The sequence below is a fragment of the Mesorhizobium mediterraneum genome, assembly GCF_002284565.1.
In the GTDB taxonomy this organism is placed as follows: domain Bacteria; phylum Pseudomonadota; class Alphaproteobacteria; order Rhizobiales; family Rhizobiaceae; genus Mesorhizobium; species Mesorhizobium mediterraneum.
Genome location: NZ_NPKI01000004.1, coordinates 49,893 through 69,432 on the forward strand (window position 1 = coordinate 49,893; position 19,540 = coordinate 69,432).

Annotated in this window: 6 protein-coding genes; 2 read left to right on the plus strand and 4 right to left on the minus strand. The window is 64.7% G+C overall.

What is annotated here, in order from left to right; all coding sequences use genetic code 11:
* Positions 1-5: 5 nt before the first annotated feature.
* The 4 genes from CIT25_RS02050 to CIT25_RS02065 form a co-directional block, all read right to left on the minus strand.
* The gene (locus CIT25_RS02050; RefSeq protein ID WP_095482910.1) at positions 6-1,040 is read right to left on the minus strand and encodes an ABC transporter permease; all 1,035 of its coding nucleotides are present in this window, start codon (positions 1,038-1,040) and stop codon (positions 6-8) included.
* A gap of 225 nt (positions 1,041-1,265) precedes the next feature.
* Positions 1,266-2,918, minus strand: coding sequence for an ABC transporter substrate-binding protein (locus CIT25_RS02055; protein WP_095482911.1), 1,653 nt, complete (start codon positions 2,916-2,918; stop codon positions 1,266-1,268).
* A 373-nt stretch (positions 2,919-3,291) separates the two neighbouring features.
* On the minus strand, positions 3,292-9,342 hold the full coding sequence (locus tag CIT25_RS02060; protein ID WP_095482912.1) for a translocation/assembly module TamB domain-containing protein: 6,051 nt from the start codon (positions 9,340-9,342) through the stop codon (positions 3,292-3,294).
* Positions 9,342-11,270, minus strand: a complete 1,929-nt coding sequence (locus CIT25_RS02065; protein WP_095482913.1) for an autotransporter assembly complex protein TamA — start codon at positions 11,268-11,270, stop codon at positions 9,342-9,344. The genes CIT25_RS02060 and CIT25_RS02065 overlap by 1 nt, the downstream gene beginning before the upstream one ends.
* 376 nt (positions 11,271-11,646) lie before the next feature.
* On the opposite strand from CIT25_RS02065, the gene CIT25_RS02075 reads away from it, so the two are divergent.
* Both CIT25_RS02075 and pbpC read left to right on the plus strand, forming a co-directional pair.
* On the plus strand, positions 11,647-17,127 hold the full coding sequence (locus CIT25_RS02075) for an alpha-2-macroglobulin family protein (RefSeq protein WP_095482914.1): 5,481 nt from the start codon (positions 11,647-11,649) through the stop codon (positions 17,125-17,127).
* Positions 17,128-17,439: 312 nt separating this feature from the next.
* The gene (gene pbpC / locus CIT25_RS02080; RefSeq protein WP_095482915.1) at positions 17,440-19,530 is read left to right on the plus strand and encodes a penicillin-binding protein 1C; all 2,091 of its coding nucleotides are present in this window, start codon (positions 17,440-17,442) and stop codon (positions 19,528-19,530) included.
* Positions 19,531-19,540: the final 10 nt, after the last annotated feature.

Here is a 19,540-nt window from a genome sequence, read left to right on the forward strand (position 1 = left end):
ATCCCCTATTGAACTCTGATACGCGGATTGAGAAACGCATAGCCGACATCGGAAATGAGCTGCGTGATCAGGACGATGAACACCGAGACCAGGGAGCAGCCGAGCAAAAGATCGATGTCGTTGTTGCCGGCCGCCTCGACCAGCGTGTAGCCGAAGCCTTGATAGCGGAACATCACCTCGACGATGACGACGCCGGTGAGCAGCCAGGGAAATTGCAGCATGATGACAGTGAACGGCGCGATCAGCGCGTTGCGCAGCGCGTGCTTGACCACGACGCTGCCGAAGGAGAGGCCCTTCAACCGGGCGGTGCGGATATATTGCTGCGTCATCACCTCGACCATCGAGGCGCGGGTCATGCGGGCGATGTAGCCGATACCGTAGATCGCCAGCGTCATGACAGGCAGCGTGAAGTTGTAGAAGGTGATGCCCCGGCTGGCCGAAGCCGCCGAACCGTTCAGCAGGCCGAGCCATGAGGCGAAGATGACGGTAAAAATGACGCCCGACACATATTCGGGCGTCGCCGTCGAGGCGATCGAGGCGACGGACAATGTCCGATCGGTTCGCGACCCCTCGCGCATGCCGGCGAGGATGCCGATCAGAAGCGAAATCGGCACCATCACCACAAGCACCCAGAACATCAGGATGCCGGTGGCGCCGAGCGCCGGGAAAAGCTTCGACGCGACCGTCGTCTTGAACTTGGTCGAGCAGCCGAAATCGCCCTGCAACACGCCGGAGAACGTCGGCTCGACAGGATCGTTGCAGAAGGAAAAACGTCGCCCGGGCTTGCCCGTTGCCGGGTCTGTGACCGGCTGCTTGGGCACGACACCCAGCCATTGGCCGTAGCGGGAGAAGAAATTCTGGCGGTAGCCATGATTGACCAGCCAGCTTTCGAGCTGCTCGGCCGAGGTGTGCATTTCGGTCTGGCTAATCGCCAGCTTTTTCAGATTGGGGTCGAGATTGATCAGGAAGAACACGACCAACGTCAGGCACAGCATCGTCAATGCCATGGTGCCGAGGCGTCGAAGGATGAAAGAAAGCATGGCGGTCCCCTGCCGGTCTGGTTGGGGTTGAGGCCGGCTTGGAACCAGCTCAGCCGCTATCGGCGGAGCTGGCTGTCAAACGGACCCTCAGAATGCGATCAACCGTGTCTTATTGCACGCCCTCATCCGAAGAGTTTGCGCTTTTTTGCTGCGCCGACTTTCGGTTGTGGGATCATGCATGGCGTGGGTGGAAGGGGCGAACCGCCCCTTCCACGATCGATCCGATCAGGCCTCGTCGAGCCAGACCTTGCCGTAATCGCGCTCGAAGGTCGGGTGCATGGCGTAGTTCTTAACCGCCGCGACCGAATGGCTGTACAGCTTGCGCCAGTAGGGCTGGATGATGATGCCGGAATCCTGCAGGATCTGCTCGATGTCCTTCATCATCTCCTTGCGCTTGGCGGCGTCGGCGACCGAAAGCGCGGCGTTGAGCTTGGCATCCCACTCGGGATTCGACCAGGCAGTTTCGTTCCAGGCTTCTCCGGTGCGGTAGCCGATCGCCAGAACCTGGACGCCGAGCGGCCGCATGTTCCAGTTGGTCATCGACAGCGGATACTTCGTCCAGTCGTTCCAGAACGTCGAACCCGGCAGCACCGTGCGCTTCACCTTGATGCCGGCGTCGCGCATCTGCGCGGCGATCGCATCGCCGGTGTTCTTGTGCCAGTCTTCGTCGACCGTGATCAGCTCGTGCTCGAAATCGGCCTGCCCGGCTTCCTCCATCAGCGCCTTTGCCTTAGCCGGATCGCGGGCAATCTTCGGCAGCTCGTAATATTCCGGATGGATCGGGGCGACATGGTGGTTTTCGGCGACAGTACCGGCATCGCCACCCCCCAGCTGGAGCACGACAGCGTTGTCGACTGCGAGCTGCAGCGCGTTGCGGACCTTCTGATCATCATAAGGCTTGTTGGCCACGTTGGTGCGGCAGACGATGGTCGCTGCGGTGACCACCTCGTACTTGACCAGGTCGACACCGTCGAGGATCGACACATAGTCGGCTGACGTCTCGAAATTGGTATGGACCTCTCCCGATTCGAAGGCGCTGACCGTGGCCGCCGGATCGGTGCCGTAGTCGATGAACTCGATGCCGTCGAGAAAGACCTCGCCGTCCCACCACTTGTTGTCTTCGCGGCGCTTGTAGACGACTTTCTGGCCGACATCGTAGGAGACGAGCTCGAAGGGGCCGGTGCCGATCGGGCAGGCTTTGAAATCGCCACCCTTTTCGTCGAAGGTCTTGTGGACGACGAGACCGGGATAGTCGCACACGTTGGGGATGAGGGCGATATCCGGCGTGCTGAGCTTCAGCTTCACCGTCAAATCGTCGACCTTGGTGACTGCGCTCTCATCCAGCTTGTCGTCCTTGACCAGCGAGCCGAGACGGCCGGGCATGGAATTGCCTTCGGCCTTCTTGTCGGCCCAACGCTTGAAGTTGAAGATGACATCGTCTGCGGTGAACGGATCGCCGTTGTTCCAGGTGACGCCCTGGCGCACATGCAGCGTGTACTCGGTGGCATCGTCGTTGACGTCCCAGCTCTCGAGCAGGTAGGGGCGGAACGTGTATTCGTTTGTGTACTTGACCAACGGCTCGAGCGCCTGGCGCTCGGCATTAGCGATTTCCGACCAGTCGGCCTTGCGCGGATCCTTCGGATCCTTGATCCACATAGCGACCTTCAATATGCCGCCCTTCTTGCCCTCCACGTCCTGCGCTCTCGCCGGCGTCGGGTCGGCGAGGCCGAGCATGCCATAGGCCATCGCCGTGGACGCGCCGAAGACGCTGGCCAAAGCGAGAAACTCGCGGCGATCGACACGTCCGGCCCTGGCTTCTTCGGCCATTACGTGGATGTGATCCGGAACGCGATCGCCATTACTCTTGTAGATTGTCATCACGAACTCCCATTGTTGGCTTTCTGCCTTTTACCATTCCGCATCCGGGCCATGATGTCAAAAACGGCACGGATTGGGAACATGCCAAGGAATGTGCAACTTTGGAAGGGAAGCAGTTCGCGTGATAACGACAGTCTTGGCGCAAAATTGCTATTGCCCGGCAGATTTCGCTCGAATATCCGGCATCGATTAAACTGAGACATTCACTACAGCGCCGCGCGTCCTCGTGGACGCGCAAAGGACGCTGTAGCGCTTTGATTTTGCGCATAATCTTTTGCCGAAAATCGATTTCGATTTTCGGGGTCATGCGCGAAGGTCTGCACGGCGCCAGTTGATCGCGGATGTCGTGCAAAAACGGCGGCGGCGGCAGGCTTCAGTACTCGCGCTCGTAGAAAACGCCGCCCTTGGCTTCGCCGGCGTCGGTGGCCTCGCCGCGCAATTTGACGCCGCGCCCGACGTCGAGATCGATCGCCGCCTTGCCCGAACCCGGCTTGTCGCCTTTCTGGATCGTCACATAGGTGCGGTCGTTGAGATATTTGCCGGCCGAGACCGCGGTGCCGCCCTCCTCGTCCGTGATGACGTCGAGATCGTCGACGCCGATCGCGCTGCGCAGGTTCTGGAGCAGCGACGTCGAGCCGCCGACACCGGCCAGTTGCGCGGCGGCTTCGGCAAGCTGGGCGATCTGCAGCGGCGACAGGTTCGACATCGAGCGGCCGAAAATCAGTTGCGCCAGAACCTCGTCTTCCGGCAGCGCCGGCACCGACGAGAAATTGAATTTCGGATTGGTCGCCTCGCCCGATACCACGATGGTGACGGTGGCGCTGCTCGTCGTCGATGTCGCTGTGAGGTTGAGATAAGGCACCAGAGACCCTGAAAAGCCGACCGTGCCTTCGGTGAAGGTCAGCCGCTTGGCAAGGATCGTCAGCCGCCCGCGCTGCAAGGTGAAGGTGCCGACCGCTTGCGGCGACGACGCCGGGCCGGTCAGCCGCAGCGAGCCGCCAAGCTCGGCATCGACGCCCCTGCCCTGGATGAATATCTGGCTCGGCGCGTTGACCGTGACATCAAGATTGAGGCCGCTGCCACCGCTGCTGCCGCTCGCCGTCGCCGGGCGCAACGCCTTGTCCTGCGCGCGCACGGCGGCCGGTGCATTCTTGTGCTTGACGTCGAGCGCCGCCAGCGAGCCCGGCAGTTTTTCGGGAACGGTGATGACGGTCTTGGCCAGGTTGACCGTGCCCGAAATCACCGGCGCCGATGCGAGCGGACCCCTGATAGTCAGGTCGCCGCCGAGATTGGCGGTGACCACCCTGCCGTCGGTGTAGCGGCCGTCGACGAGCTTGACCGTCAGGTCGGCCGGAAAACCTTGCGCCGGAACGATGCCGACGGTGCCGCTGGCAGACAGGCTGCCGCGCGTCGACAGCGTGCCGGTCAGGCGGTTGATTCTGGCGACGCCGCCGCCGATTGCGACATCGGCGGCGATATCGTTGATCGCAAGGCCCGAGCGTGCATCGATCAAACGGGCACCTGACGTGCGGACCGTGCCTGAGATCACCGGCGATGTCGCCGGGCCGCGCACCTGCAAATTGACGTCGGCCGTGCCGCTCAAGGACAGGCCTTGCGCAGCGAGTGTCCGAGTGAGGAAGGCGAACGGCACCTTGCCGGAGAAGTCGAGATCAAGGGTGGGCGTGCCTGATGTCGTCATCGTGCCGCCGCCCTTGAGACCGAGGCCGGCGCCGTCGCTCATGTCGGCGTCGAAGGCCAGTCTGTTGCCCGAATATGTGCCGGAGGACGAAACACCCATGCCGCCGAAACCGGCACCGCGGGTCTGCGACGTCTGGACGCCTGCGGCGTCGATCTTGAAGGCAACGGCCGGATTGGCCGGCGCGCCCGTCACCTTAACCGTGCCCGAGATCGAGCCGGCGGCATCGAGGCCCGGCGAGAAACTGTTGGCGAGCGAGATCGGCACCCGGGCCAGCGTCGCGTTGAGATCGAGCGCCTGCCCAGCTTTGCCCGTGACCGTCGCCGTGCCGCCGCCGAGGTTGAGCACGAGCCTGTCCAGGTTGGTGGTGCCGTTGGCGATGGTGATGGTCGAGGCCTGGGCGATCGCCGCCTTGATGCCACGCATGGTCGCCTCGCCGGAGGTGAGCTCGACCGTCGTCGTGCCACTGGCGATCCTGACGCGGCCGGCGGCCCTGGCCGGAATATCCTTGACGGTGGCGCCGCCGGAAAAGCCGGTCCAGTCGGCCTCGCGCGTGAGGTCGACATCGATGCCGCGAATGACGGTGCCGCCGGAGGTGACGCTGTCGGCACGGATTTTTCCGGAGATCACTGGCGCGGCGAGATAATTGGCGATCTGCGCATCGATAGTGACCGTCTTTGCCGAAAGATCGCCGCGCGAAATCGAAGCCGTCGAAGCCTTGATGGTGACTTCAGGCGCATTGCCGGTCTTCGAGAAGACGATCGTGCCGCGCACGTCGCCTTCCGCCTTTTCCAGCGCAAGCGCTGCGAGCGGTCCGATATCAGGCAGGTCGAGCGCCACGGTGCCATCAGGCACGAAGGCATTGTCAAGTGCCAGGTCGCCCGATATCCGGTTCTTGCCGAGCGACAGCAGAAGCCCGTTGATGGCGCGCTTGCCGTCGGACGTCGCCAGCACGGCACTGCCTTGCAGGGCCTGGCCCGCGACATTTCCGGTCAGTTGCACATTGGCCGCCGGGTTGGCGGCATCGGCCTTGCCGGTGGCGGTGAGCCTCAGCCCGGTGATCTCGCGTTCAGCCACCGAAAGCCGGTCGCTGTTCACCGTCAGCGACAGGTCGGGCGCCGTGCCGGCGCCTTGCGCGTTGAGCGCGAAAGCGATGGCGCCCTTGGCATCCCCGGACAGAAGCGAGATGTCGGCCAGCACGCCCTTGATGTCGGCGGCGAGTTTGTTGTCGGCAAGGCTGGCCTGCCCGTCGGCGGTCAGCGCGCCGGATACCAGCCGGATCGCGTTGGCGGTGACATTGCCATTGGCGTCGCGCTTCAGCGCGGCACTGAGTTCCGTCCGCTCCGCGAGCACACCGCGCGCTGCCGCCGGCAGCGCTGCGGAAGCCGCATCCGCGCTAAGGTTGAGATCGATGGCGCCGTCGGCCAGCGAGACCCTTCCGTTGAAGCCGGTGTTCAGCGCGTCGCCCGTCACCGACCCGCTGTCGATGACGATGGTGTCAGCGGCGAGACTGCCCGCGACCTTGGCGGTGATCTTGCCGGCGATCAGCGGCGCGATGGTCGGATTGTCCAGGCCGATCTTGTCCGCCGTCACCGTGCCGGAGATCGGCCCTGTCCGGCTTTTCACGTCGAAGGCGTCCGAGTGCAATGCCAAGGTGAGCCTCTCGACCTTGGTAAAGTTCGTCGCGACCGAAGGCAGGACAGCGGAGATATCGAGCTTCGACTGCGTGCCCTGCCCCGCAGCCTTTACCGAAAGCGCCTGCAGCTCGAGCTTGACCGGGCTTTCGGTGCTGCCAAACGCCAGCGGCAGGCTCGGGCCGGTCGAGGCCAGGTCGAGCGCAAAATCGCTGATGCCGTTCGGATTGATGGTGCCGGCGGCCTTGCCGGAAACTTTATCTCCGGTAAGCGTCGCTTGATCGATGGCGATGCCACTGGCGGATGAGAAGCTGCCTGCCGCATCGACATTGAGCGGACCGAGTCCCGCCTGGCGTGTCTGGCTGGTTTCGGCACCGTTGAGTTGCGCATTGAAACGAATGTCGGGGGCAGCCGACGGTCCCGTCACTTGCGCCGTGCCGCCGAGCGTGCCCGCGGCGTCGAGGCCGGGGGAAAAATCATTGGCAAGGGCGGCCGGCAGCGCTGAAAACTCTGCCGCGAGGTCGAGCGTCTGGCCGGCAGTGCCGGACACGGACACCGATCCGCCGCCGACATCGAGCATCAGCCTCTCAATGCTGGCTGTGCCATTGGCGATGCTCAAGCTCGACGGCTGTGTGATCGCTGCCTTGATGCCGCGGATGGTCGCTTCGCCCGAGGCGATCTCGACGCTGGTCGTGCCGTCCGCGATCTTCACCCGGCCTTCGGCTGTGGCCGGAATGCCAGATACGGTGGCGCCGCCGGAAAACCCGGTCCAGTCGCCGTCACGCTTCAAATCGACCCCGATGCCGCTGATGACGGTGGCCCCGGATGTGACCGTATCGGCCTTGATCGAGCCGGAGATCGCCGGGGCCTTGAGATAGTTGGCGACCAGTGCGTTGACGGCAATGGTCTTTGCCGCCAGATCGCCGCGCGAAATAGACCCGCTCGTCATATCGATCGCAACCATCGGCGCGCCGCCATCATTCGAGAGGCGGATGCTGCCCTGCACGTCGCCCGCCGCCGCCTGACCGGCAAGGGCGGCCAGCGGGCCGATATCGGACGCTTCGAGTGTCAACGTCCCGAGCGGCAGCAAGCTGTCGTCGAGAGCGAGATCACCCGAGATCTTGTTGTCGGCCAGCGACACGCTAAGCCCGTTGATGGAACGCTTTCCGTCACGCGTGACCAGTGATGCCCTGAGATCGAGCGGCTGGTCGTCGACGGATCCGGTCAGTGAGACATCGGCGGCGGGGTTGGCGATGTCGGCCTTCCCGGTCGCCGCCAGCTTGATCGTCTTGACCGTATGACCGGACGCCGTCAGGCTGTCGCTGTCGGCCGAGACCGAGAAATCCGGCGCCGTGCGCGCGCCGCTCGCCGTCAGCGCGAAATCGACGGCCCCGCCGACGGGTATGCCAACCATGGGCGACAGCACCGAAACGTCACCGAGCGTGCCCTTGATGTCGGCCTGGATGTCGGTGCCCGTCGCGCTGGCGGTGCCGCTGGCGCTGAGCGTGCCCGAAGTGAATTGCAGCGCATTGGCGGCAAAGGAACCCTGCGGATCGCGGGTCGCCGTCGCCGAGAATGTCACACGCTCGCCGAGAACCGAGCGGATCTGCGGCGGCAGCGCGGTCGAGACGGCATCGGCATTCATCTTGAGCGTCATCGCCAAATCGGCCAGCGTCACCCTGGACGTCACCGAGGCGTTGAGCGCGTCGCTGCGCAGCGTGCCTTGATCGACGACGATCTCGGCCTTGCTGACCGATCCGGCGAGGTCCGCTGTCACCCTGCCGGTCACCAGCGGCGCCAGCGTCGCCACGTCCGTGTTCAGGCCACCGGCCGCAAGCTTGATGGTGACCGGTCCGCTGCGGTCCTGGATGTCGAAGCCGTCGGAATGGATTTCAGCCGTCAGATCGTCCACCCGCGTGCCGCCCGCCACCACCGAGACCAGAGACGCGCCGATGTCGACGATCGGCGCCTTGCCGCCGCCGAACGCGCGGGCCGTGGCGCCGGTGATCGCGACGGTCACCGGCTGCGCCGCAGTGCCGAGGCTGAGCACAATCGGCGGGCCCTTGGCGGCGAGCTCCACCGAAAGATCGCTGGCGCCATTGGGGTCGATGATGCCCGCGGCGGTGCCGTGCACCGCATCGCTGTCGATATTGGCGCGCTCGACTTCGACGCCGCCCGTCACGATCGCGGTTCCGGCGAGGTCGAAGCTGGTTTTGCCGGTAAACAAGGGTTTTATATTGTCGGGTATGAAGCGCTGGAAGTCGCCATCGCCCTTGGCCTCGACATAGTTGCCCTTGTCGGTGAGCTGGTGGCGGCCGGTGAGTTGGGTGACGATCTGGCCGTCGACGACGAAGGTGCCGATGCCGCTCCAGTTGGCGACCGGCCCCGTGCCCGTGACGACGATGTCGACCGGAGGCGCATCTGGCAAATTGAGCAGATTGGCGATGATGCCGCCGGCCGGCTCGGACGCCTTCAGGTCGAGGTCGAGCTTGTTGTCGGCGGGTGCGAAATGGATGTTGGCGTCGACCTTGCCTTGCTTGCCATCATGGCGGGTGATGTTGAGGTTCGTTTCGAGCGCCAGTGGCGCCGCGTCGGCCTTGAACGCACCCTTGGCCGCCAGCTCTGCGATGCCGCTGCCGGCCAGGGCCTGCCCGAGCGCAATTTCTGGCAGGTCGATCTGCTTGATGTCGAGCGACACCGGCAGTGTGGTGGCACCACCTTGGCTCGGCTGCGTGCCGGCCACCGGCAATCGCGCCAGCTCGATGCGATCGGCGGCGATGCGGCCGGCGCTGAAGCTCTTCGACAGAAGCGCCAGCGGCGACCAGTCGACGGCCACCTTGCGCGCCACCAGCCAGGCGCCCTGGCGATCCTCCAGCACCACGTGGTCGACGGTCAGCGCGCCGGACCAGATGCCGTCGATGCCGCTGACCGTGACCTTCCGGTCATCGGTCGACGCCATGGCCGAGATGAGGCCGGCGAGATTGTCGCGGCCGCGCTCGGTCTTGGTCAGCACGACGAGCGCACCGACCACCGCCGCCACTAGGACGAGCAGCGTGTAAAGGACAATGCGGAGGATGCGCTTGAACATTGTCATCAGAACGCCTGGCCGATGCCGGCATAGATGCCGAAACGCGGGTCGTCGGGACCCCGGTTGAGCGGCACCGCCGCATCCACACGCAGCGGTCCGAACGGCGTAATATAGCGCAGGCCGACGCCGGCGCCGACCTTCATGTCGGAAAAATCCGGGAACTGCTCGGTCGAGACCGTGCCGGCATCGACGAACGGCACGACGCCGATCGTGTCGGTGACGGCGATGCGCATCTCGAGCGAGGTCTCGAAGTACGAAAGCCCGCCGATCGGCTCTCCGTCGATGTCCTTCGGACCGATGCCCTGATAGGCATAACCGCGCACCGAGCCGCCGCCGCCGGCATAAAAACGCCGGTCGGCCGGAACGTCCTGAAGGCCGGCACCGATGATCGAGCCGATGGCGACGCGTTCGGCCAAGACGAACTTCGAGGCCGCGTCGATCGACTGATAGGCCGATCCTTCGCCCCTCAGCTTGACGAAGGCCGCACCGTTCAAAATGTCGTAGCTCGGCTCGACATAGGCCAGCGCCCTGAATCCCGTCGTTGGGTTCAGCCGGCTGTCGCGATTGTCGTAGACATATTGCAGCGGAACGCTGGCGATCAGATAGGTGTGCTTGCCGAAGGAATCGGTGATCTTCGAATAGTCGAGCGCGACTTCCGCAGAAACCGTCTGCTGCTTGTCGAGTTCATAGGACAGACCGGTGTTGCCCTTAACCGCGAAATGGTCGTAGGCGTCGGGATGCTCCAATACGGTGTTGACGCCGGCGAAGAATTTCGACGCCGGCCCCACCACGCCCGGCTTTTCGAACATGATGCCAGCATTGTAGTTGAGCTCGGTCAGGTCGTTGCTGCCGATGCCGCTGATTGCGCCCTCGATGCGCAGCTTTTCGGCACGGCCGAACAGATTGCGGTGGCCCCAATAACCTTCGAGGCCGAGCCCCTCGGTGTTGGAAAAGGTGCCGCCAATGCCGAAATAGCGCGGCTTGCGCTCGCTCACTTCGACGCCGATCGGGATGTTGCCGTCGGCGTCGAGACTGTCGGCCTCCTTCAGCGTCACGCTGTTGAAGACTTCCAGCCCGAGCAGCCGGTCGCGCGCCTCGTCGACCTCTTCCGGCGAATATTGGCGGCCGCGCTCCAGGCCGGTCATGTATTCAGTGAAATCACGGTCGACCTTTTCGGTGCCCTCGACCGTGGTGTCGCCGTAGCCGGCAACCGGCCCGGCCGCCACGGTCAGCGTCACGTCGAGCGTCGAGGTGGCGTGGTCGGCAACGATCTCGCGATCCGTCACATTGGCCAACGGCCTGCCTTCCTCTTTGAGCGCCCGCACGATCGACGCCTCGGCTTTGAGCACCGCACCGGAACCGGCATCGCCGCCGGCGATCAGGCCGAAATCGGCGCCCAGCAGTCCCGCCGCATCGCCTTCCAGCCTGATGTCGCCAAGCGTGAATTTCGGCCCGGTCGCAATGTTGATCACCACCGGAATCGGCTGCGGCCCCGAAAATTCGGCGTCGGGCGGCAAATCATCGAGCGGCTTGCCTTCGATGGTGATGGTGACGACGCCCTCGTAGCGGGCGTCCGCGTAAAGTGCGGCGATAAGCTGATCGCGGTCGCCGCGCGCCTTGGCCAGCAGGCCGAGCGAACCGGAAACCGGGCGTTCTTCGTCGGCCTTCAGTGCCGACGCGTTTTCGAGCTTCTTGACGAGATCCTCGTCGGCGTCGGGCGCCTCGATGGTCACCGCATAGCGCAGCGGATCGACGATATCGGCATCTTCGTCGTCCGACGACCCCCACAGCTTGATGCCGAATATCTCGAAAGCGGCCGCATTTCCGCTCGTGGCAACCAGTGCAGTCGAGCACAGCAAAGCGAAAAGCAGGGCGTGCGAAAGCACGCGCCTTGGCGCGGTTCCTCCCGACATCTGCCTTTCACACGCCGACATTACAACTCTACACTAGCTCCCAAAGCTAAAATTGGAATGAAGTTCTGAATTGCTCGTAAAGGAGCCACAATCCAATTGTCTGAAATGGACAGGGCTTGGAATTCACACCTTCTGCGTCGCCGCAAGAAAGCGTGATCCCTGTCCTATGGAGGTACTACCGGCCATCGGCCGGAAAGGAAACCGTTGGCAGGCGGAACCTGCCGCGTCCTCGCGTTGACAAGCTGGACTGAAGCTTGAACATGTCTGGACGTTAGAGCGAGGTGCGTCCATTCGGACGCACAAAGTACGCTCTAAGACTTTGAAGTGACGCATCGTGCTTTCCGAAAATCGATTCCGATTTTTGGGCCGATGCGTAAGCAGTGTCTGGAGGGGTATTATGGCAATGCGCGCGGCTCGTGGTCTGTCGATCCTTTTCCTTCTCTTTTTCGCCTGGGGCGGTATCGCGCAAGCGGCCGAAGCACGCCGGGTGATGACATCGGACAATTCCGATTATTTCGGTTTCGACCTCAGATCCGATCAGAATGTCAGCCTCGACCAGTGCAAGACGACATGTCTCGGCGATCCCGCCTGCCGCGCCTTCACCTACAACCCCAAGGCCAAATGGTGTTTTCTCAAATCCGACTATAACACGCTGAAGCCGTTCAACGGCGCCGTCGCCGGCAAGGTCGTCAACATCGATGGCGACCCCGATATCGGCGCGCCGCCGGACCTCGCCTTCTTCCCCGCCTGGATGGCCGACCAGGCCCAGCAATATCGCAACATGCTCACCGGCCCGGCCTATACCAAGCCTACCGATGGGCTGGCGGCGCTGAAGCAGGCGGCACAACAAGCGTCGCAGACCGGCGACCGCCGCTCGGCCATGCAAAAATACGAAGCTTTGGTTTCGGTATTGCCCGACGACGGCCAGCTCTGGCTTGAACTGGCGCGGGAAACGCTCGCCGTGCCGCCAACCGCCAACAGTGCGGAGGCGTCCACACTGCCCGCGAACGCCACCTCCGCCGCCTTCAACGCCTACAAATTGCTGCGCACCACAAAAACGCGCGCCGAAGCGCTGGCCCTGCTCGGCGACGGGCTCGATCGCCGCGACCTCTCCCGGCCGGCCCTGCAGGCCTACGAAGCGAGCCTCGCGCTGGTCAATTCGTCTTGGGTCTCGGCCGCCTATCAGGATCTCAAGGCCCGCAAGGGCTTCCGCATCGTCGATCACACGGTAGACGCCGACACCAGCGCGCCGCGCATCTGCGCGCAGTTTTCCGAGGACCTGGTCAAGACCGGCGTCGACTATTCGCAATTCGTCACCGTCGACAACGCCGCCCCCAAGGGCGTCGAGGCCAAGGACAAGCAGATCTGCGTCGAAGGGCTCGAGCATGGCCAGCATTACGACGTGACCTTCCGCCCCGGCCTGCCGGCCGCCATCGGCGAGGTGATCACCTCACCGGTGGTGCTGTCGATCTATGTGCAGGACCGCGCCCCGTCCGCCCGTTTCACCGGCGACAGCTTTGTGCTGCCCGCCGGCGCGCGCCGCGGCATCCCGGTCGTCACCGTCAACATGAACGCCGCCGAAATGAAGCTCTATCGCATCGGCGACCGCTCGCTGACCCAACTTCTTTCGGGCTACCAGTTCCTGCGCCAGCTTGACGGCTACGACATCTCCAACATTTCCGATCAGATGGGCGAGCCGGTCTGGCAAGGCCAGCTCGACATCGCCAGCGACCTGAACAAGGAAGTCACCACCTCCTTCCCGGTCGACGAGGCGCTGCCGCAGCGCAAGCCTGGTGTCTATGTGCTGACCGCACAACCGATCGACGAGAATGACGACGACTATGATTCCCGCGCCACGCAATGGTTCGTTGTCTCCGATATCGGCCTGTCGACCTATACCGGACAGGATGGATTGAACGTCTTTGCCCGTTCGCTCGGAACCGCCAAGCCGATCGCGGGTGCTGAACTGACGCTGCTCGCCAGGAACAATGACATCCTCGGCACCGCGACCACGGACGCGGAAGGCCGTGCCGTCTTCAACCCCGGCCTGACGCGCGGCGACGGCGGCATGGTGCCGGCCGTGCTGACGGCGAAACAGGGCAACAACGACTTCGTCTTCCTCGACATGGGCCGCGCCGGCTTTGACCTGTCCGATCGTGGCGTCACCGGGCGTCCGGCGCCGGGCGCGCTCGACGTCTATGCCTGGACCGAACGCGGCATCTACCGCGCCGGCGAGGACGTCCATGTCGCAGCGCTTGCCCGCGACGGCGCTGCCAAGGCGGTCGAGAACCTGCCGCTGACCTTCATCTTCACGCGTCCCGACGGCGTCGAGAACCGCCGCATCGTCAGCGACGGCGCGTCGGCCGGCGGCCACGCCGTCGACCTGCCGCTCGAACCCAATGCCATGCGCGGCACCTGGACGGTGGCGATCCACACCGATCCCAAGCAAGCGGCGGTCGCCAGCCACATGTTCCTGGTCGAGGATTTCGTGCCGGATCGCATCGAGTTCGACCTGTCGTCCGACAAGCAGGAGATCGCGCAGGGCGAAACAGCCAATGTCACCGTCGACGGCCGCTTCCTTTATGGCGCGCCGGCCGCCGGGCTGGCGCTCGAAGGCGAGCTGACGCTGTCGACCACTCGCGACTGGGACCGTTTCAAGGGCTATTCCTTCGGCCTCGCCGACGAGCAGTCAGCGGAACCGTCGGTCACGCCGTTCACAGGCCTGCCGGTGGTCGGCGAGGACGGCAAGGCGACCTTCCCGGTTTCCGTCGACCAATTGCCCTCAACCACCAAGCTCGTCGATGCCAAGGTTACGGTCAGGATGCGTGAGACCGGCGGCCGCGCCGTCGAACGCTCGCTCAACATCGGCATCCGGCCGCAAGGCCATATGATCGGCATCCGCCCGGATTTCGACGGCGACGAGGTGCCGCAAGGCGGCACGGCCAAGTTCAGCATGGTCGCCGTCGACCCTGACGGCAAGCGTGAGGCGCTGCAGGGCGCGCAATGGTCGCTGGTCAAAGTCGAACGCAATTACCAATGGTACCGCTCGAGCAATTCCTGGAACTATGAGCCGGTAACGTTCACCAAGTCGGTGGCCAACGGCCAGGTCGACCTGACCGCCGATGGCGAGGCCACCGTCTCGCTGCCGGTCGACTGGGGCCGCTACCGGCTCGAGATCGAGACATCGGATCCGGAAGGCCCGGCGACCAGCTACGAGTTCGACGCCGGCTGGTATGTCAGCTCCACCACCACCGAAACGCCCGACGGCCTCGAGATCGCCCTCGACAAGGATACCTATGCGGCGGGCGAAGTGGCCAAGCTCAAAGTGTCGCCGCATTTTGCCGGCGAGCTGCTCGTCACCATTGGTGCCGACAAACTCTTGAAGACCGTCACCGCGACCGTTCCAGAAGGCGGCAGCACCATCGACATCCCGGTCGGCGACGACTGGGGCGCAGGCGCCTATGTCACGGCAACGCTGTTCAGGCCGGGCGATGCGCAGGAAACGCGCATGCCGGCGCGCGCCATCGGCGTCAAATGGCTGAAGGTCGATCCGGGCTCGAAGAAGCTCGCCGTCACCTTGACGCCGCCGGACAAGACCATGCCGCGCCAGCAGCTGTCGATCCCGGTCTCGGTGGCCGGCGTGCAGCCGGGCGCCAATGCCTATGTCATGGTCGCGGCCGTCGATGTCGGCATCCTCAACCTCACCAGTTACAAGGTGCCGGATCCGGAGACCTGGTTCTTCGGCCAGCGCATGCTCGGCCTTGAAGTGCGCGACCTCTACGGCCGCCTGATCGACGGCTCGCTGGGCACGTCAGGCAAGCTGCGCACCGGCGGCGACGGCGCCAACATGCAGTCGCAAGGCAGCCCGCCGACCGAAAAACTGGTCGCCTTCTTCTCCGGTCCGGTCCAGCTCGACGCCGACGGCAAGGCGCGGATCGATTTCGACATCCCGCAGTTCAATGGCACCGTGCGCGTCATGGCCGTCGCCTGGACCAAGGACGGGGTCGGCCATGCCCAGTCCGACGTGATCGTGCGCGATCCGGTCGTGATCACTGCCGGCCTGCCGCGCTTCCTGGCGCCCGGCGATTCGGCCGTCATGCGGCTCGACGTCGCCGACACCGATGGTCCAGAGGGCGACTATGCACTGTCGATAGATACCACCGGCGGGCTGTCGACCGGCACTGCCGCCCTGCCCGAGAAGCTGACGCTCGCCAAAGGCAAGCGGCAGACGCTGACCGTGCCGCTGATGGCTGAGAAGCCAGGCAACGCCTCGATCACGATCAAGCTCGCCCATGCCGACGGCACGGCTGTTGAACAGACGCTCTATGTTCCGGTGCGTCCGGCGCAATTGCCGGTGACCACCCGCATGGTGGTCGACCTCAAGGGCAATGGCGGGTCGCTGCGCGTCGACAAGGAGCTGCTGGCGGCAAGCGTGCTCGACGGCGCTTCGGTCAGCGTCGGCGTTTCGCAGGCGGCGGCCTTTGACGTGCCGTCGCTCCTGATGACGCTCGACCGCTACCCCTATGGCTGCGCCGAGCAGACCACCAGCCGCGCCATGCCGCTTCTCTATGTCAACGACATGGCCTCGGGCATCGGCATGGCCAGCGACCCCGACCTGCGTGGCCGCATCCAGGACGCCATCTACAAGGTGCTGAGCTATCAGGCCTCGGCCGGCAGCTTCGGCCTGTGGGGTCCGGGCTCCGGCGACCTGTGGCTCGACGCCTACGTCACTGATTTCCTGACCCGGGCGCGTGAGCAGAAATACGACGTGCCGGCCCAGGCGATGAACCAGGCGCTGAGCAATCTGCAAAACGCGATCGGCTACGACCAGGACGTCAAGGGTCGCGGCAGCGAGATCGCCTATGCGCTCTATGTGCTGGCCCGCAACAAGAAGGCTTCGATCGGCGACCTGCGCTACTATGCCGACACGCAGCTCGAAGCCTTTACGAGCCCGATGGCCCTTGCCCAATTGGCGGCAGGCGTGGCGCTTTATGGCGACACGCAGCGTTCGGAAGCCACCTTCCAGGCCGCCCTGCAACTGGCCCAGTCGACCTCCGCATACGACTACTACAGGTCCGACTATGGCTCGCCGCTGCGTGACGGCGCGGCGATGCTCGCGCTCGCCGCCGAATCGAAGCCGGTGCCGACGATCGTGCCGGCGCTGATCACGCTGGTGACGAAGGAACGCGCCGCCGTCAGATGGACCAGCACCCAGGACGAGTCCTGGATGCTGCTGGCGGCCCGCGCGCTGAAGGCCGGCAACGATGCGATCGCGCTGACCATCAATGGCGCACCGCATGTCGGCGCCTATTCGGAGCAGATCGCCGGCAGCGACCTGGTCGATAGCCCACTGACCGTCGCCAACACCGGCAGCAACCCGCTGCAGGCAGTCGTCACCACGGTGGCCTCGCCGATCCAGCCACTGCCGGCCAGCGGCAACGGCTTCACCATCGGCCGCACCTACTACAAGCTCGACGGCACCGAAGCCAATGTCACGGAGGCGACCCAGAACGAACGCTATGTCGTCGTGCTCAAGATCTACGAGCAGAACAAGTGGCCGTCGCGGCTCGTGATCACCGATTTGCTGCCGGCCGGCTTCGAAATCGACAATCCGGGCCTGGTTTCCAGCGCCCAGTTGTCGAACTTCTCCTGGCTGGCCCAGACCGACGCCGCCCATCTCGAATTCCGCGACGACCGTTTCGTCGCGGCCTTCAATCCGAACGACGGCGACGGCGACCGCAACATCACGCTCGCCTATGTCGTGCGCGCGGTGACGCCGGGCACCTATGCCCATCCGGCGGCAACGGTCGAGGACATGTACCGGCCGCAATATTCGGCCCGCACCGCGACCGGCATGATGGAGGTCAAGACGCCGTAAGGCGCCGATGGTGATCATGACAATGGCGATGGCGCTACCCCTCATTGCCCTGCCGGGCATTTCTCCCCGTAGAACGGGGAGAAAGACGCTTTCGCAAAAGATTTCGCCAATCTTCCAGCGTTGCAGAAAAGGGAGCCGAGGTCACGGCCGGCTCTCCTTCTCCCCTTGTGGGAGAAGGTGGCCGCGAAGCGGCCGGATGAGGGGTGTTCCAGCTTGGCACCGATAGCGCTCTGGCCAGCACCTCTCAACCGTCTTGGCGCTGCGCGCCAATCCACCTTCTCCCACAAGGGGAGAAGGAAGAAGGGCGGCGCGATGCTCTCCAGGAAATTCCTACGCCGAACGGCCATCACCGCCGCCGCTTGCGCCGGCCTCATGGCCATCTCCGCCGCCACCCTTTGGCAGCTCGACCGCGCCTTTCCGCCGCCGCTACCGGCAGAACTCACCGTGTCGACCGAGGTGCTCGACCGCGACGGCCAGCTTCTGCGCGCCTTCGCCACGCCGGACGGCTACTGGCGGCTCGCCACCCGCCTCGACCAGGTCGACAAACAGCTCGTCGACATGCTGGTGACGTACGAGGACAAGCGCTTCTGGGACCATCAAGGCGTCGACGTGCTGGCGCTGGCCCGCGCCGCCGGTCAGTTCGCGACCAATGGCCGTATCGTCTCCGGCGGCTCGACGCTGTCGATGCAACTTGCCAGGCTGGCAGAGCCGCGCGACAGCCGCAGTCTCGGCTCGAAGATCAAGCAGATGCTGCGCGCGCTACAGATCGAGCGGCGACTCACCAAGCGCGAGATCCTCGAACGCTATTTGACGCTGGCGCCCTATGGCGGCAATCTCGAAGGCGTGCGCGCCGCCTCGCTGGCCTATTTCGGCAAGGAGCCAAAGCGGCTGACGCTCTCGGAGGCCGCCCTGCTCGTCGCGCTGCCGCAATTGCCGGAAAAGCGCAGGCCCGACCGCAACCTCGCAATCGCTCACGCCGCTCGCGATCGGGTGCTGGCGCGCATGGTTTCATCAGGCCTGCTTGGCGAGCGCGAAGCCGCACGTGCTGCGCTCGACGACGTTTCCGCCATCCGCCGCACGTTGCCGGCGCTCGCCGCCCATGCCGCTTATGCGATGCTGCCAAGGGCCGTCCCCGGCCAGAAGCTGCAACTGACGATCCGCAAAAGCGTCCAGGAAGGGTTGGAACAGGTGGCCAGGGATGCCGCCACCAGGCTCGGGCCCCGCCTGTCGGTCGCCATGGTGCTGGCCGACGCCCGCACCGGCGACATCCTCGGCGAGGTCGGCTCCGCCAATTTCTTCGACGCCAGCCGCTCCGGCTGGATCGACATGACCAGGATCGTCCGCTCGCCCGGTTCGACGTTGAAACCGTTCATCTACGGGCTCGCCTTCGAGCAGGGACTGGTGGCGCAGGAAACGCTGATCGACGACAGTCCGACGGATTTCGGGGGCTATCGGCCGAAGAATTTCGACATGGGCTACCAAGGCGACGTCAGCATCAGGCAGGCGCTGCAACTGTCGCTCAACGTGCCGGCGATCAGGGTGCTTGACGCGGTCGGACCGGCGCGGCTGCTCGCGCGCTTCCGGCAGGCCGGCGTCACGCCGATCCTGCCGGTCAACAAGGCTCCGGGTCTCGCCATCGGCCTTGGCGGCGTCGGCGTGACGCTGCGCGACCTCGTCCAGCTCTATGCCGGGCTTGCCAATGGCGGCAAGGCGCATACCCTGCGTGACGGCACCGAGCCGGCCAATGCCGAACGCTCCACCACTACCATCCTCGACGATCAGGCGAACTGGCAGATCACCGACATATTGTCGGGCGTCAAGCCGCCCGAAGGCGCGGCCCAGCGCGGCATCGCCTACAAGACCGGCACCTCCTACGGCTACCGCGATGCCTGGTCGGTCGGTTTCGACGGGCGCTACGTGCTGGGCGTCTGGGTCGGCCGTCCCGATGCCGGCGCGGTGCCTGGCCTGTCCGGCTATGTCTCGGCTGCACCCATCCTGTTCGAGGGCTTCGTCCGCTCCGGCCTGGCCACCGTGCCATTGCCAAGCCGGCCGGCCGGCGTCATCCGACCCAGGCGCGACGATCTGCCGGTGACATTGGCGCGCTTCGGTTCTGGCGCCGATGGGTTGGTGCAGGCGGCGCCGACCGAGCCCGCGCCGACGATCATCTTTCCGCCAGATGGCGCCCACGTGGATCTCGACACCACTACCGCCGAAGCCTCGCCGCTGGTGCTGAAGCTGCAAGGTGGCCGCGCGCCGTTCCGCTGGCTGGCCAACGGCAAGCCGCTGGTCGGCATCGACCGGCGGCGCACGGCGACCTGGCAGCCAGACGGCACCGGCTACTCGACCCTGACCGTGATCGACGCAGTCGGGCGTGCGGCAAGCGTGAAGGTTTTCGTCGAGTGAACGTCTTCGT